Raw genomic sequence first — 13,994 nt, 5'->3', positions numbered from 1 at the left:
ATGGCAGGGGCAAGGCAGGAAACACGGGCGGAGCCGTCGACGGCCGACCGGGAGATCGTGATCTCGCGGGTCATCGACGCCCCGCGTGAGCTGGTCTTCGAGGCGTTCACCGAGCTGCGGCACCTGTCGAACTGGTGGGGTCCCGACGGGTTCACCACGACCACGCGGTCCTTCGAGTTCCGCGAGGGCGGGGAGTGGGTCTTCGTGCTGCACGGCCCGGACGGCACCGACTACCCCGAGTGGATCCGCTGGGTACGGATCGCCGCGCCGGAGCGGATCGCGCTGCTGCACGGTGAGTTCCGCGACGACCCGAACGCCTTCGAATCGGCCATCACCCTCGCACCGGAGGGTGCGGCGGCGACCCGGATCGAGATGCGCACGCTGTTCTCCACCAAGGAACTGCGCGACCAGGCGGTCGAGAAGTTCCATGCGGTCGAGGGTGGCCGGCAGACCCTCGACAACCTGGCGGCCTACGCCGCCGAAACCCTCCGGAAGGGAACCGAGAGCTGATGGCCGGGAAAGTGTTCTTCAGTGTGTCCATGTCGCTGGACGGGTTCATCGCACCCGAGTCCCCGTCCGTCGACAACATCTTCGCGCCCGAGAACCAGGACGATCCGCAGGTCCGGCGCTGGATGACGCAGTGGATGGAACTCCAGCAGTGGATCTTCCCGCTCCGGTTCTTCCGGGAGAACCTGAAGCTCGGCGAGGGCGGCGAGGAAGGGCGCGACAACGACATCGCGCGCGAGACGTTCGAGCGCACCGGCGCGAGCGTCATGGGCCGGCGCATGTTCGACTTCGGAGAGCAGTCATGGCCGGAGGAGGCCCCCTTCCACACCCCGGTCTTCGTCGTGACGCACAACAAGCGTGACCCCTGGGAGCGGCCCGGCGGGACCACGTTCCACTTCGTCGACGAGGGGATCGAGCAGGCCCTCGACCGGGCCCGCGACGCCGCCGGGGACCGCGACGTCCGCATCGCCGGCGGTGGCGCGACGATCCTGGAGTACGTCAACGCCGGCCTGGTCGACGAGTTCACGATCGCGCTGGCGCCCGTGCTGTTCGGTACCGGCACCCGTCTGTTCGAGGGCGTGGACGCGTCCCGGGTCGCGCTGGAGCAGGTCCGCGCGGAGCCGACGGGGCGGGTGACCCATCTGACCTACGCCGTGCGGGCGAGGTAGTCGTCGATTTCCAGGCGGCTGACATCGGCAGCGCGCCGCTAGATGAGTGTGGCGAGGGCTAGCGACGGGCCCGGCGGTACGCGATCAACAGCCCCAGCAGGATGCCGACCAGGAGCGTGACGGTGAGGACGATCCACAGGGGGAGGGTCACCTCGGGGATCCAGAGGCGGATGGTCACGGAACTGGTGTTGGCGGCGATGAACCAGATCGCCAGCGCTGCCAGCACGAACAAGCCGATGCTGCGTAGCCGGTAGTCCCGCCCCTTGACCGTCACGGTGGACGGCCCGTGTGTCTTCGCGGTCTTCTGGGCCATGAAACCAGTATCCGGCCGTACATCCGGGCAGGCGACTCGTCGGCTTGAGCCGAAAATCGAACATGTGAGCTAATGGACTCATGGAGTCCGTGTCCCGCATGTCCTTTCCCGACGACCTGGTCCAACTGGAAGTGGCCTGGTGCCGCACCTATGACGCCCTGGCCGTGTCCCGCCCGGTGGCGAACACGAGATTGCGCCGCCGGTTGCTGGTGCTGTCGGCCCGTCTGTGGTGGCACCCCTTCTGGTCCGGGCCGGGCAGGATGCCGGCGGCCCGGCTGGAACTGCGGAGGCGGGCCCGTGGCGTCTGCGCCCACGGGTAGCCACGGGTAGCCACGGGTAGCCAGAGGTGAAGGTTCGCGGCGCCTTGCCGGGCATTGGGCCGGTACGCCGGGCATCCGGCCCCGCCGGGAACGCTCACCCGACTTCGTCGTCGCTCGAGCCACTTCGCCGCTCAGCGAGCCGGTTCCTGCGCCGGTCGCCGGCCTTGACCGGACGGCCGGCCCAGGTCCGGGCCCCGGACTCAGCCCCGGCTGAGGCGACCGCTCAGGCCGCAGCCTCGTCCAGAGAAATGCCGAGCTCCCCGGCCACGGTGGTGAGGGCCGCGCCGAGGGGGAGCGCGACGCGCGCCAGCGCGTGCCGGTCGCCACGGGTCGCGTCCCGGTTGACGATCAGCACCGGCTTTCCGGCCTCGGCCGCCTGGCGGACGAACCGCAGCCCGGACATCACCGTCAGGGAGGAGCCGAGGACCAGCAGGGAGGTCGCCTCACGGACCAGTGCACGGCAGTGCTCGACCCGCGACGCCGGGACGGACTCGCCGAAGAAAACGACGTCCGGCTTGAGGACGCCCCCGCAGACCGTGCAGGGGACCACGTGGAAGTCCCCGACCTGCTCGTCCGTGAGGTCGGCGTCGCCGTCCGGATTGACGGCGGCGACCACCGGCGCGAAGCCCGGGTTCGCCTCCTCCAGCCGCCGGGCGAGTTCACGGCGGGCCGTGCCGTCGCCGCAGGACAGGCACACGACCCGCTCCAGGCTGCCGTGCAGTTCCACGACGCCCTGGCTGCCGACGGCCTGGTGCAGACCGTCGACGTTCTGGGTGATCACTCCCGAGAGCAGACCGTGCCGCCCGAACGCGGCCACGGCCCGGTGCCCGGCGTTGGGGCGGGCACGGCCGAAGGTCCGCCAGCCGAGGTGGCTGCGCGCCCAGTACCGCCGCCGGGCCTGGGCGGTCGCCGTGAAGTCCTGGTAGGTCATCGGGGTGTGCCGGCTCAGGCTCCCGCCCTCGCCGCGGTAGTCCGGGATGCCCGACTCCGTCGAGATGCCCGCCCCGCTGAGCACGAGCACCCCGCCGGCGCTCAGCGCGGCGGCGACCGGCTCCAGGTCCGTGGTGCCGGGCGGCAGGTCCCCGGAGGGGATCCAGCTCAGTGTGGGGCGCATGCGCATGCATCCAGGGTACGGACACGACGGAGCATGGGTACCGGCGCCAGTGAGGCGCCGCTCTTGTCACCGTGAAGGGTTCACCCCGGCGTCGACGAGCACCCCGGCGGAGGCGCCCGGGTCGCGGCGGGGGCGCCCGGAGCTGCGGCGGGCGGCCGACGCTCCTCAGTCGCCGTCCGTGCGGCGGAGCTCCGCGGCCAGATGGTGCCGCAAGGCTTCACCCACCGCCGCCATGTCGTGGAGGAAGCCGAGCGTTCCGGCGTCGGTGAGGGTGTACCGGCGGCGGGTGGCGACGACCTCCTTGGCCGTGGGAGCCAGCGCCACCTGCGTGGTCGCCAGGTCCACGGCGCCGGCCTCCGCCCGGCCGACCAGGATCTCCGCGACGCCCGTCGGCTGGGTGATCAACGCCTCCACGCGTCCGTCCGCCTGCAACCGCCACCAGCCGCTCTCCCGTGCCGAGGGGCGCAGCGGAGCGCCGTCCGCGTCGAGAAGCCAGGCCCGGGCCTCGTAGTGGAGGAACGGGCGGCCGTCGTGGCTGAACGTGACCTCCTGGGCGTAGCCGAACTCCCCGTCCAGCGTCGGATAGCTGCCGCGGCCCTCACCGGCCCAGGTGCCGAGGAGCCCGGTCACGGGCGCGAGCAGCGCGTGCGGTGCGGGTGCCGCGTCCGCTCGCAGCGCGTCGGGGTACGGGTGCCGCCCGGCCGGGTCGACCATGGAATCCACTCCTGGGTTGGGGCCGTCAACGGGTGCCAGCCTAGTGGCCCGCCCGCGCGGCAACGAGGAGGAGACCGCTCCCGGCGGCGCCGTGAAAGGCTCCTGGCGCCCTCAGCTTCCGTCGGTAGGGTGACCGCCGTGATGGTGGGAACGGAAGACACCCGGCTGGTCGTTCTGCGCGGCAACAGTGCCTCGGGGAAGTCGTCCGTCGCCGCCGCACTTCGCGACCGGTTCGGCCGCGGTCTGGCCCTGGTCGGCCAGGACAACCTCCGCCGCGTCGTGCTGCGCGAGCGGGACCGGCCCGGCGCGGCCAACATCGGCCTGATCGACCTGACCGCCCGCTACGCCCTGGACGCGGGCTATCACGTCGTGGTCGAGGGCATCCTCTGCGCCGAACACTACGGCGACATGCTCGCCCGGCTGCGAGCCGACCATCGCGGGGCGACGCACGGCTACTACCTGGACGTGCCGTTGTCCGAGACCCTGGCCCGGCACGCCACGAAGCCGATCGCCCACGAGGTCGACGAGACGTCCCTGCGCGACTGGTATCTGCCGCTCGACCTGCTGCCCGGCGGCGTCGAGACGGTGATCGGCGTCGGCAGCCGTCTGGAGGAGACCGTCGACCGCATCATGCTCGACACCGGGCTCGCCCAGCTGCCCGCGCTCGACCGCTGACCCGGACAGCCGCGCGGGACGCAGGGTCGCGCTCGCCGTCCCGGACCGCGACGCCACGCCCGTCAACGGGCTGCCGGACCGCGACGCCGTGCCCGTCAAAGGGCTGACTGGAGCCGAGTCGTCGTCACGACAGCCAGCGCGCTGCGGCCTCGTACGTCGTGGCCGGGGTGCTGTTGAACGCGATCGCCGCGTCGGGTGCGTGTAGGCGCACCAGGTTGACCACCTGCTCCAGGAGTTCGACCTGGTCGTCCTCGTGGCGCAGTCCGCCGCCGATGGTGACGCACTCCCACGGACGGGAGCGCAGCGCGGCCCCGACGACCGCCTCCACGTCGTCGCTCCCGTCGAGCCCGAACAGGCAGGTCTCCACGCCGACTCCGTGTTCCGCGAACTTGCCCAGCCCCGCCTCGATCGCCTTCGCCACCGGCTCGGGATCCCAGGGGCCGGGAATCCGGTACGGATCGAAACCGATGACGAGGACGCGGGGCGGGCCGACGGTGGTCATACGGGGACCCTACGCGCCGGACGCCGCACCCGTCGGGACGTCAGCCGCCTCGCTTGACCATCTCCTCGGCGTCGCCCTCCTCGAAGCCCCGCCCCACGGCCGGCGCCGTCCGCTCCGGTTCGGGCTCGGCCCGGCGGACGCGCAGATCGGCGACGGACAGGAGCAGGGCGACCATGCTCATCCCGACCGCGGTGAGCAGCCCGAGCTGGATCGCCGTCACGGAGCGGGCGTGACCGGCCTGGTGGGCGAAGTACACCGCGCCGACCACGGCGATGCCCGCCGCCGAGCCGATGCGCTGCCCCGTCTGCAGCACCCCGCCGGCCGCGCCGGCCCGCTGCACCGGGACGCGGGTCAGGGTGAGCGTCGTGTTGGGGGAGACGGTGAGGCCCGAGCCGAGCCCGCCGACGACCATGGGCAGGGCCGTGGCCCATCCGACGCTGTCCAGCGGCACCAACTGCACCGCCACGACCACCCCGAGGAGGCCCACCACCACGGCGAGCAGGCCGAAGACGACCAGTTTGCGTCCGTGGCGCATCACCAGCTTGCCCCCGACGGCCGCGCCGACCGCCGAGGCGGCGGCGAAGGGCAGCACCGAGACACCGGCCGCCAGCGCGCTGTATCCGGCCGTGTTCTGGAGGAACAGGGAGTAGACGAAGAAGACCGTGGTGAAGCCCGCGAAGTAGGTCAGGCTGATCAGGGAGCCGAGCGTGAACGAGCGCAGGGCGAACAGGTCCAGGTCGACGAGCGGGGCCCGCCCGCGCAGCTTCTGGCGCTTCTCCCACGCCCAGAACGCCATGAGCAGCAGCGCGCCCACCGGGAGCAGGGCCCACTTCAGCCGTCCGGTCCACTGCTGCTCCTGCACCAGCGGCAGCATCAGCGCGAGGACGGCGGAACCGAGGAGCAGCACGCCGAACGGGTCGAACTGCTCCCGCCTGCCCGTGGCGGGGAAGCGGGGCAGCAGCCGCAGTCCCGCGGCGAACGCGGCCACGCCGATGGGCAGGTTGACGAAGAACACCCAGCGCCAGCCGTCGTCGGTGCCCACGGCGTCGATCAGCACACCGCCCACCAGGGGGCCCGCCGCCGTGGAGACCCCGATGACACTGCCCAACAGGCCGAACGCCTTCGCCCGTTCGGCGCCCTGGAACATCTGCTGGATGAGACCCGAGGTCTGCGGGGCGACCATGCCCGCCGCCGCGCCCTGGATCAGCCGGAACAGCACCAGCCAGGAGGCGCTGGGGGCCAGTCCGCACGCCCCGGAGGCCAGCGTGAAAAGGGCCAGCCCCACCAGGAAGGCCTGGCGCCGCCCGCGCATGTCACCCAGCCGGCCCGCCGGGACCAGCACCAGACCGAACGTCAGGGCGTAACCGGAGACCACCCAGGACTGAGCGGCCTCCGATGCGGCCAGCCCGTGCTCCATCGAGGGCAGGGCCACGTTCACGATCGAGGTGTCGAGCAGGGAGATGAAGCCCGCCGTCAGACAGACGGCGAGCGCCTTCCACCGCCGCTGGTCGGGGGCGGGCAGGGCTTGGACAGTGGTCATGGGGTCACGCTAAGCAGCCACCCCGCCCAACGCATGGAAGGAGCCGTTCCGCGCGCGTCGTAGATACCGGGGGCGCTGTCTGCGATGCGAGGGTCCGTACGAGTGCGTCAGTCCAGGAACAGTGCCGCCCCGTCCCGTCTGCTCCTGCGGGCCCGCAGCCCCAGCACGGCCAGTGCCGCCGCCAGCCAGCACGCGCCGATCAGCGTCTCCCATCCGGCCAGTGCGGCCGTGTGGGCGTCCGCCCGGCCCGCCAGGACCTCGCGGACCGCGAGCAGCCCGTGGGTGAGGGGCAGCACCTGGCCGAGCCGGGCGAGGACGGGTCCGACGGCGCCCGACGGGACCTCCGGCCCGCACACGATCAGCATCACCGTGAACGCCGCGTTGGACACGACGTTGCGCAGATCCACGGCGGTCAGCACCAGGGAGCCGAGGAACAGGCCGAGGCAGTAGCTGGTCACCGCGACCAGGACCAGCAGTGCCGGGATCAGGGCCAGCGAGACGGCTGTCGGATGGAGGCCCGCCGTCGGTCCGAGGATCAGGAGTGCGCCCAGCCCGCAGGCGACCCCGTCGGGCAGCCAGAACAGGCTCCGCCCGACGAGGACGAGCGTGGGACTGGTGGGCGAGGCGACCAGCAGGGGCAGGGTTCCGTACTGGAGTTCCCAGGTGGTGGACGCGCTGGCGAAGACTCCGTGGAGCGTGACGAGCGCCACCGCGTTGCCGACGAGGAGGTAGCGGGCCTGCCCGGGGCCGAGCAGATGACCGATGGTGGCGAAGAACAGCACCTGGGCGAGCATGCGGACGAACCAGCCCAGCAGCCAGGTCTTCCAGGTGAACACGGTGCCGTAGTCGGCGGCCCCGGCGCGTGCCGCCCAGCCCAGCACGCGTGAGCGGCGTCCCGTCGCGGAGGCGTACGCGGTCCGGCTCATCGCAGGCCCACCGTCCCGTTCTCGCGGACGAGCCGTACGACCCTGCCGAGCAGCAGCCGGCCGAGCGCCCCGGTGAGGAGGCCGAGGCCGAGGATCGTCGAGGTGCGCCAGGCCACGGAGGTGACCGGTGCGGGGGTGAGCGCGTCGCGCAGCAGGTCGGAGCTCCAGGAGAGGTAGATGAGCCGGCCGACGGGATGGGTCCATTCGGGCAGCCGGTCGAGCGGGGCGAACACGCCGCCGAGCAGCAGGACGGGGTAGCTCAGGGAGTTCTGGAAGGTGCGGGCCGTCCGGGTGGCCACGAACAGGGCCGCCATCAGTGTGGCGGTGCCCGCGGTGGCGACGGCCGTGGCCAGGAGCGCCATGGCGAAGACGCCGGGGTGCGGGACGTGGGGGACGGTGCCGAAGCCGAGGACCGCGACGGCGGCGACCTCCAGGACCGTCAGCAGGCTGATCACGGTGGTCACCCAGACCCGGCTGAGGACCACGCGGGCGAAGTCGGCCGGTGCGGCGATCTGGAGTTCCAGGGTGCCGAGCCAGCGGTCGTTGTCCACGACCTCCCCGGAGATCAGCATCGCCATGCTCCACACCCCCATCAGGACGGGGGCCAGGAGGCCGTTGGCAAGCAGGTCGGGGCGGTCGTTGTGCCGGATCAGGAGCAGGAAGACCGCCGCGAGCAGCGGGGTGCGCACCAGGTCGATGAGGTAGTCGCGGTGGGTGAGCACCAGGCGGCCCTGGAACCGGCCGGCCGCCGCGAGCAGGCTCACCGGTTCACCACGCTGCGCGTCTCGTCGCGGTGCACCAGGCGAAGGTAGACCTCTTCGAGACCGGGCAGTTCGGTGCGCACCTCGGTCACACCGCGTTCGACGACGAACGCGAGGACGCGGCCCACGGATTCCTTGTCCTCCACCGTGACGAGCGCGGTCCCGTCGTCGTCGGGTTCGACGCCGAGGACCCCGGGGAGCGCGCGCACGAGGGCGAGGAGGGGTTCCTCGGCGCGGACGCGGACGCGTTCCTGGTGGGTGACGAGGCGGGCGAGCGTCTTCGGGGCCTCCGCCGCGACGACCCGCCCGTGGTTGATCATGGTGACGCGGTCGCAGAGGGCCTCGGCCTCGGCGAGGTCGTGCGTGGCGAGCAGGACGGTACGTCCCTCGCCGGCCAGTCTCCGGATCAGTTCGCGCAACTGCCGTGCGGCCAGCGGGTCCAGGCCGTTGGTCGGCTCGTCGAGCAGCAGGACGCGGGGGTCGCCGACGATGCCGCGGGCGAGGTGGAGGCGCTGGCGCATGCCGACCGAGAAGGTCTCCACCCGGTCGTCGGCGCGCTCGGCGAGCCCGAGTTCGTCGAGCAGCGCGTCGCTGCGGACCGCGCCCTCCCGTCCGGTCAGTCCGTACAAGGCGGCCCAGTAGCGCATGTTCTGACGGGCGGTCAGGCGCGGGTAGAGGCCGCGTTCGCCGCCGAAGACGATGCCGAGCAGGGGCCGGATCCGCCGGTGTTCGGTCGCCAGGTCGTGGCCGAGCACCCGGCCGCTGCCCGCGGTCGGCAGGAGCACGGTGGAGAGGATCTTCATCAGGGTGCTCTTGCCGGCTCCGTTCGGCCCGAGGAGGCCGTGCACCTCGCCCCGCTCGACGGTGACCGAGACGTCGTCGAGCGCGACGACCGCGGGACCGCGCCGGGTGCGGTACTCCCGTCGCAACCCGGTCGTCTCGACGGCCGGTTCGCCGTCGCCCGGGCGGGTGTCGCCGGGCCTGCCGTTCGTGCCGTCCGTCATCGCGCTCCCGTTGCCGTGGGGGTCGTCGGGTCCTCGTCCGAGGGGTGACGCGGGAGGTTCACGTGCCGGACTCCACGGCGGCCCGGCCGCCGCCGGCCGCCTTCTCGAGCCACTCCCGCCGCGCGGCGCCGGAGACCAGCAGGAAGGAACCGAGCGGCGTCCGCGCGACGAGATGGCGTCCCACGTCGTCCAGGCGCAGCGCGTCGGCCGCCTCGTCGTCCAGGGGTACGCCGAACAGCGGCAGTCCCGCGCCGAGCAGCCGCCGGGCGCCGATGGCACGGTGGGTGAGGTCGGAGGCGAGTTCCGTGAGCCGGCCGCCCTCGCCCTCGATGCCCGACTGGGCGATCAGCGCGGGCGCCCGGACCGGGCTGCTCCAGCGTGCCGTCGTGCGGGCGGCCCGCAGCAGCCGGGCGCGGACCGCGGCCGCGCGGGTGCCCGGGAGGGTCACGGCGGGCCGCGGGCCGAGCCGGGCGACGGCGTCCATGGCCTCCCGCCACTCGGGCCACAGTCCCGTTTTGGCGAGGTCGGTACGCAACTGGCGTACGCCCTCGTCGTCGAGGTGCTGGAGCAGCAGCGCCAGGTCGAGCAGGTCGCGGGTGCGGAAGGGGCGCTCCCAGCGTTCCGCCACCAGGGCGACCGCGCAGGCGGCGAGGGGGGAGCGGGAGGGGCGGGTCAGCCGCCGTGCGGGGGCGCGTACGTCGGTCACGATCTCCGCGGTGAACAGTCCGACGGCGTACGGGTCGGGGGAGGATTCGGGAGCCGGGCTGCGGAACTCGGCGCCGAGGTGGACGGGGACGCCGTCACCCTTCCTCGCGGGACTCACGGTGAAGGCGGCCAGGTCCCAGCCGTCCGCGGTCAGACGGCGGGCGCAGCTCCACAGGTCCGCGTGGCCGGCGCAGACGACGTCCAGGTCACCGGCCGCGCGCAGCACTCCGGGCGGATAGAGGCCGGCGATGGTCATGCCCTTGAGCAGAGAGGCCCCGGGCGCCACCGCCCGCAGCCGTGACCAGACCTCGCGGTAGTGCTCGACGCGGGCTCGGTGCAGCCGGAGTTCGGCCGACTCCGCCTCGGTGAGTTCCTCGCCGTCGCGGGCCCACAGGCTCAGCAGGGTCGCGGCGAGCTTGTGCCGGCCGTCGCGGGCGGTGCGCAGCACGGCCTCGCGCGACGCCGTGGGCCCGGTGCCGAGCAGGGCGAGGACGGTCGCGGTCGACACCTCCGCGTCCGTCGCCGTTCCGGTCGGTGCGTCTGTCAACGCCGGCTCCGCCCCGGTGGGTGATGGTGGGTGCGTGCTGGTGGACGAAGTCCCTCGGCCGGGGCTCCGTGAGGGCCGATGACGAATGCGATCAGGACCGCTGCGCGCGGCCAGGCGCGCACCCGGATCCCGATCGCATCCGGGGAACGGCTACTTGCCCGGCTTCGGGCGGACCTTGACCTGCTTGAAGGCGACACTCATGGGACCCTCCTTGATGTGGTCGGTCATGGAAAGTAGCCTCAGCGTATTGCCCTCGAATGGTGCATGACAATGACGCAACTCGCTTTGCATACAGCGGACTTGGCGTGCCCGACAGGTGCCCGCCCAGGCCCGGCGGACGAGCGGAATGCCGGAGGAGCATGACCGTCCACGCGTGGTTGAAGGCACCCCTGACCCATGATCCGGTTCGGCGCCACACCTATCCCGACGACGTCTATTTCCGGGAAATGGCCGCTTTTCTGGACGGCTGGGAACCGGAGCGCACCGACCAGGCATTGCTGGCGTCGACTTTCGTGATGTTCAAACCGGACGCCGTGGTCGGCCGGCGCGTCGAACCGGCGCTCGCCTTCCTGGCCGGGCACGGCTTCGAGCCGCTGGGCGCCCTGACCGTACGGGTGGACGCGCGGGTGTGCCGGGAGCTGTGGCGCTACCAGATCAACGCGGCGCCGCTGGCGGTCATCCGCGCCGTGGACATGATCCTCGAGTCCGGACCGCCCTGCGTCTTCGTCGCGCTCCGCGACACCCGGGGCCCGCGGCGCACCGGAACCTCCGCCGCGGAACGGCTCGCGGAGCTGAAGGGATCGTCCAAGAACCGTGCGGGAAACGGCGGTTCGCTGCGCGGGGCGCTCGGCTGCGAACTGATGTGCCTCAACTTCGCACACGCGCCCGACGATCCCGCCGACCTGATCCGTGAGGTGGGCGTCCTGCTGCCGGGACGGCGGGAGCGGGCGCTGTCCCTGCTGGCCGCCGACGTGTCCCCGCAGGGAGCGGCTGAACCGGGCGCTGTGGCCCGCGCGTTGTACGCGGCCCATCCCGCGCACCCCCTCACCCGGCCCGCGCAGCCCTCCGAGGCTCCGGGCGACCCGACGGTGCTGCTGGCGCGGGTGGAGGAGCTCGCCGCGGGCGAGGACGGACGGCCGCTGTGGGACCGCATCGTGATCGCCGCGGAGCTGGTGGAAGGCCTGCCGTCCGAGGGCCGGCCGCTGGTCGGTCCGCCGCCCGGCAGACACTTCACCCGTCCCCGCGCGGCGCCTCTCGCCGGACCGGCGGCCACGACAGTGGCGGACCGCTGAAGGTCACCGGCCATCCCTGCGACAGCGCGCCGAATCCGCACGGCCGCACCCCGACCGCACACCAGGAGGACAGCCACCCATGGCCGACGCCCAGGTCGAACTGCACGGACCCGCGCACGGAGAGGGGCCGCCCCGCCGGCACGGGCCGGTGGCCCGGGTCGCCGTGCTCTCCGACGTGCACGCCAACATCCCCGCCTTCGACGCGGTCCTCGCCGAACCCGACGTGGCCCGGGCCGACTTCGTCGTCCTGTGCGGCGATCTGACCTGGGGGCCGGAGCCGCAGGAGACGTACGAACGGATCCTCGGGCTGGGCGAGCGCGCCCTGTGTCTGCGCGGCAACGCCGACCGCTACGCCGCGGGGATCGGCACGGCGGCGCTGACCGCCGACACCCCGCGCCAGGCGTGGATCGCGGAGCGGCACTCGCCCGAGGCCATCGCCTTCCTCGACCGCCTGGCCTTCGGTCTCGTCGTCGAGATCGAAGGACTCGGACCGGTGCACTTCTGCCACGGTTCGCCGCGCAGCGACCACGAACTGGTCACCCCGGGGACGCCGTCCGAGCGGTTCGCCGAGCTGTCCGCGGCCATCGACGGCCGAGTCCTGGTCACCGGACACTCGCACCTCCAGTTCGACCGGGCCGTCGCGGGCCTGCGCAGCGTGAACCCGGGGAGCGTCGGGCTGCCGTACCACACCGGTGAACCGGGCACCGCCTACTGGGCGTTGCTCGGACCCGACGTCTCGCTCAGGACGAGCCGCTACGACGTCGAGGACGCCATCGCCCGAGCCCGCGCCGCCGTCGACCCTGACGCCGAGCGCTATTCGGACACCCTCGTGAACGCGCCCGATCCGGAAAAGATCGTCGCGGAGGCGGAAAGGCTGATCTTCGTGAATTGATCCGCGCGGTCGACGGAATTCTCCACTCCGTCAAATAGCAGCAACAAAAAGCGAGTTGGCGGTGCATTTCCGGCATGACGTTGACATGCGAGCACGCCATGTGCTGACCTGTGCATGCAAATTGGCAAGTTGTTTGGCACGTTTCTCTGGCACCGTTCCCGGCAGGAGGAATCCATGCAAACAGCTCCACTTCCCACCGCGAAAACACCCGCCGAGGTCACGTCCGTCTCGACCCCGGCGCCCGTGATGCTGCTGCCCCGCCTGGTCGAGCGCATGATCACCGAGCGGCAGGCCGCGCACATCGTCAAGTTCCGCACCACCTGCACCGACTGCGTGCCGAACTTCTGAGCACGGCGTCGCGCGTCGGCGGACAGTCGACAGCGTCCGCCGACCTGCGCGTGGTCACCGAAGTCGTCGCGGGCACCCTGCGCGCCGCCTCCCGGGGACTGTGCGTCCTCGCGGTCGACGGTCTGTCGCTCGACGTGGCCGAGTCCGCGCTCTCCCACGCGCACATCAGGCCACTGCGCTCCACGTTCCCGAGCACGTCGACGACGGCCTGGCTCACCGCGGTCACCGGCACGGACCCCGGCCGGCACGGCGCCGTCGGCATGGTCTACCGGGCACCCGGCGCCGACCACGTCACCCACCTCGTCACCGGGGAGACGTACGGCTTCGGATCCCCGAGGTCGCCCGGAGACGCGTTGCTGCACACCGCCCCCACCCTCTTCGACCACGCGGCCGCCGAGGGCCGGCCGGCCCTCGCGATCGGCGCCGAACTGGAACGGCTCACAGGTCCATGGGTGGAGGCGGTGCTGCACGGCGCCCGGATCGTGCCCTCACCGGCCGCCGGCGCACCCCTCACCACCGACCCCGTGGCCGTCGCCGAGCGGACCGTCCGCGAGGTCGGGGCCGTCCTCGCGCGCGCCTTCGACACCCCGCCGCTGGTGTGGGCGTACGTGAACCTCGACGACCACATCCACCGGCACGGCTACGACGCCCGGCTGCGCGAGGCACTGCTGCTGCTCGACACCGCGGCCGCCCGCTGGGCCGACGCCGGCTGGAGCGTCCTCGCCCATGCCGACCACGGCCAGGTCGAGGTGACCCCGAGCGAGGCCCTCGCCGACGTTTGGGCCCGCCTCGACGCCCCCGCCCACTGCCGTATGCCCGGCGGCGGCGCCGGCCGCGTCCGCTGGCTCCACCCCCTGCCCGGCCACGAGCGGCGCGTGGCCGACATGCTGCGGGACCGCCTCGCGGACCACGCCCTCGTGCTCACCCCGGACGAACTCCACGCGCGCGGACTGCTGACCGCGACGCCGGCCGTCCGCGAACGCATCGGCGAAGTGGTCGCCCTCGCCACCTCCCCGCACTTCCCCGTCCCCGACCCCGGCGTGGCCTGGGAACACGGATCGGTCTCCGACGGCGAGACCCTCGTCCCCCTCGCCTCCTGGAACCCCGCACCCGACCACTCCGCCCTGCCCTGACCCGCCCCCGGAACCTCACGACACGATAGGAGA

General features: G+C 72.6%; 17 protein-coding genes. 8 read left to right on the top strand and 9 right to left on the bottom strand.

Translation table 11 applies throughout. The features are described 5' to 3' along the window. Both IO36_RS27170 and IO36_RS27165 read left to right on the top strand, forming a co-directional pair. Positions 1-510: an SRPBCC family protein gene (locus tag IO36_RS27170; protein ID WP_037623613.1), complete on the top strand. Its 510-nt coding sequence runs from the start codon at positions 1-3 to the stop codon at positions 508-510. After that, positions 510-1,175 (top strand): dihydrofolate reductase family protein, encoded by a 666-nt coding sequence (locus tag IO36_RS27165; RefSeq protein ID WP_037623612.1) that lies wholly within the window; start codon positions 510-512, stop codon positions 1,173-1,175. The genes IO36_RS27170 and IO36_RS27165 overlap by 1 nt, the downstream gene beginning before the upstream one ends. Before the next feature lie 58 nt (positions 1,176-1,233). Here the strand turns inward: IO36_RS27165 and IO36_RS27160 are convergent, their stop codons facing one another. Continuing rightward, entirely contained in the window at positions 1,234-1,488 is a 255-nt protein-coding gene (locus tag IO36_RS27160) for a lipopolysaccharide assembly protein LapA domain-containing protein (RefSeq protein ID WP_063764904.1), read from the bottom strand. Positions 1,489-1,568: 80 nt separating this feature from the next. On the opposite strand from IO36_RS27160, the gene IO36_RS27155 reads away from it, so the two are divergent. After that, positions 1,569-1,808 (top strand): hypothetical protein, encoded by a 240-nt coding sequence (locus tag IO36_RS27155; RefSeq protein ID WP_107065821.1) that lies wholly within the window; start codon positions 1,569-1,571, stop codon positions 1,806-1,808. Between the two features lie 223 nt (positions 1,809-2,031). Here the strand turns inward: IO36_RS27155 and IO36_RS27150 are convergent, their stop codons facing one another. Both IO36_RS27150 and IO36_RS27145 read right to left on the bottom strand, forming a co-directional pair. Next, positions 2,032-2,928 (bottom strand): NAD-dependent protein deacetylase, encoded by an 897-nt coding sequence (locus IO36_RS27150; RefSeq protein WP_037623611.1) that lies wholly within the window; start codon positions 2,926-2,928, stop codon positions 2,032-2,034. Positions 2,929-3,087: 159 nt separating this feature from the next. After that, on the bottom strand, positions 3,088-3,636 hold the full coding sequence (locus IO36_RS27145) for a nitrobindin family protein (RefSeq protein ID WP_037623610.1): 549 nt from the start codon (positions 3,634-3,636) through the stop codon (positions 3,088-3,090). A gap of 141 nt (positions 3,637-3,777) precedes the next feature. On the opposite strand from IO36_RS27145, the gene IO36_RS27140 reads away from it, so the two are divergent. After that, on the top strand, positions 3,778-4,311 hold the full coding sequence (locus tag IO36_RS27140) for a P-loop NTPase family protein (protein WP_037623710.1): 534 nt from the start codon (positions 3,778-3,780) through the stop codon (positions 4,309-4,311). Between the two features lie 124 nt (positions 4,312-4,435). On the opposite strand, the gene IO36_RS27135 is transcribed toward IO36_RS27140, so the two are convergent. From IO36_RS27135 to IO36_RS27110, 6 genes are all read right to left on the bottom strand, one after another. Further along, positions 4,436-4,813 carry a hypothetical protein gene (locus IO36_RS27135; RefSeq protein WP_037623609.1) on the bottom strand — a complete coding sequence of 126 codons (378 nt, stop codon included), beginning with the start codon at positions 4,811-4,813 and terminating at the stop codon, positions 4,436-4,438. Between the two features lie 40 nt (positions 4,814-4,853). Continuing rightward, positions 4,854-6,353 (bottom strand): MFS transporter, encoded by a 1,500-nt coding sequence (locus tag IO36_RS27130; protein ID WP_037623608.1) that lies wholly within the window; start codon positions 6,351-6,353, stop codon positions 4,854-4,856. 107 nt (positions 6,354-6,460) lie between these two features. After that, positions 6,461-7,279 carry an ABC transporter permease gene (locus tag IO36_RS27125; RefSeq protein ID WP_037623607.1) on the bottom strand — a complete coding sequence of 273 codons (819 nt, stop codon included), beginning with the start codon at positions 7,277-7,279 and terminating at the stop codon, positions 6,461-6,463. Next, positions 7,276-8,043, bottom strand: coding sequence for an ABC transporter permease (locus IO36_RS27120; RefSeq protein WP_037623605.1), 768 nt, complete (start codon positions 8,041-8,043; stop codon positions 7,276-7,278). Before IO36_RS27120 ends, IO36_RS27125 begins: the two co-directional genes overlap by 4 nt. Next, the gene (locus IO36_RS27115) at positions 8,040-9,044 is read right to left on the bottom strand and encodes an ABC transporter ATP-binding protein (protein WP_051900980.1); all 1,005 of its coding nucleotides are present in this window, start codon (positions 9,042-9,044) and stop codon (positions 8,040-8,042) included. The genes IO36_RS27120 and IO36_RS27115 overlap by 4 nt, the downstream gene beginning before the upstream one ends. A 58-nt stretch (positions 9,045-9,102) precedes the next feature. Continuing rightward, positions 9,103-10,296, bottom strand: coding sequence for a nucleotidyltransferase family protein (locus IO36_RS27110; RefSeq protein ID WP_037623603.1), 1,194 nt, complete (start codon positions 10,294-10,296; stop codon positions 9,103-9,105). A 359-nt stretch (positions 10,297-10,655) separates the two neighbouring features. On the opposite strand from IO36_RS27110, the gene IO36_RS27105 reads away from it, so the two are divergent. The 4 genes from IO36_RS27105 (at position 10,656) to IO36_RS27095 (ending at position 13,961) form a co-directional block, all read left to right on the top strand. Further along, positions 10,656-11,588, top strand: a complete 933-nt coding sequence (locus IO36_RS27105; RefSeq protein ID WP_037623602.1) for a nucleoside-diphosphate kinase — start codon at positions 10,656-10,658, stop codon at positions 11,586-11,588. A gap of 79 nt (positions 11,589-11,667) precedes the next feature. Beyond that, the gene (locus IO36_RS27100) at positions 11,668-12,480 is read left to right on the top strand and encodes a metallophosphoesterase family protein (protein WP_209441272.1); all 813 of its coding nucleotides are present in this window, start codon (positions 11,668-11,670) and stop codon (positions 12,478-12,480) included. A 174-nt stretch (positions 12,481-12,654) separates the two neighbouring features. Beyond that, positions 12,655-12,828 carry a hypothetical protein gene (locus IO36_RS47015; protein ID WP_158997529.1) on the top strand — a complete coding sequence of 58 codons (174 nt, stop codon included), beginning with the start codon at positions 12,655-12,657 and terminating at the stop codon, positions 12,826-12,828. A gap of 50 nt (positions 12,829-12,878) precedes the next feature. Next, positions 12,879-13,961 carry an alkaline phosphatase family protein gene (locus IO36_RS27095; protein ID WP_037623601.1) on the top strand — a complete coding sequence of 361 codons (1,083 nt, stop codon included), beginning with the start codon at positions 12,879-12,881 and terminating at the stop codon, positions 13,959-13,961. Positions 13,962-13,994 lie beyond the last annotated feature (33 nt).

Origin of the sequence: Streptomyces aureus, from assembly GCF_000725495.1 — a bacterium.
Classification (GTDB): domain Bacteria; phylum Actinomycetota; class Actinomycetes; order Streptomycetales; family Streptomycetaceae; genus Streptomyces; species Streptomyces aureus_B.
Note: the sequence above shows the minus strand (reverse complement) of the source record. Positions and strands in the feature narration are given on the sequence as shown.

Coding starts and splice junctions, on each gene's coding strand:
- IO36_RS27170 (WP_037623613.1), top strand. CDS start 1: ATGGCAGGGGCAAGGCAGGAAACACGGGCGGAGCCGTCGACGGCCGAC.
- IO36_RS27165 (WP_037623612.1), top strand. CDS start 510: ATGGCCGGGAAAGTGTTCTTCAGTGTGTCCATGTCGCTGGACGGGTTC.
- IO36_RS27160 (WP_063764904.1), bottom strand. CDS start 1,488: ATGGCCCAGAAGACCGCGAAGACACACGGGCCGTCCACCGTGACGGTC.
- IO36_RS27155 (WP_107065821.1), top strand. CDS start 1,569: ATGGAGTCCGTGTCCCGCATGTCCTTTCCCGACGACCTGGTCCAACTG.
- IO36_RS27150 (WP_037623611.1), bottom strand. CDS start 2,928: ATGCGCATGCGCCCCACACTGAGCTGGATCCCCTCCGGGGACCTGCCG.
- IO36_RS27145 (WP_037623610.1), bottom strand. CDS start 3,636: ATGGTCGACCCGGCCGGGCGGCACCCGTACCCCGACGCGCTGCGAGCG.
- IO36_RS27140 (WP_037623710.1), top strand. CDS start 3,778: ATGGTGGGAACGGAAGACACCCGGCTGGTCGTTCTGCGCGGCAACAGT.
- IO36_RS27135 (WP_037623609.1), bottom strand. CDS start 4,813: ATGACCACCGTCGGCCCGCCCCGCGTCCTCGTCATCGGTTTCGATCCG.
- IO36_RS27130 (WP_037623608.1), bottom strand. CDS start 6,353: ATGACCACTGTCCAAGCCCTGCCCGCCCCCGACCAGCGGCGGTGGAAG.
- IO36_RS27125 (WP_037623607.1), bottom strand. CDS start 7,279: ATGAGCCGGACCGCGTACGCCTCCGCGACGGGACGCCGCTCACGCGTG.
- IO36_RS27115 (WP_051900980.1), bottom strand. CDS start 9,044: ATGACGGACGGCACGAACGGCAGGCCCGGCGACACCCGCCCGGGCGAC.
- IO36_RS27105 (WP_037623602.1), top strand. CDS start 10,656: ATGACCGTCCACGCGTGGTTGAAGGCACCCCTGACCCATGATCCGGTT.
- IO36_RS27100 (WP_209441272.1), top strand. CDS start 11,668: ATGGCCGACGCCCAGGTCGAACTGCACGGACCCGCGCACGGAGAGGGG.
- IO36_RS47015 (WP_158997529.1), top strand. CDS start 12,655: ATGCAAACAGCTCCACTTCCCACCGCGAAAACACCCGCCGAGGTCACG.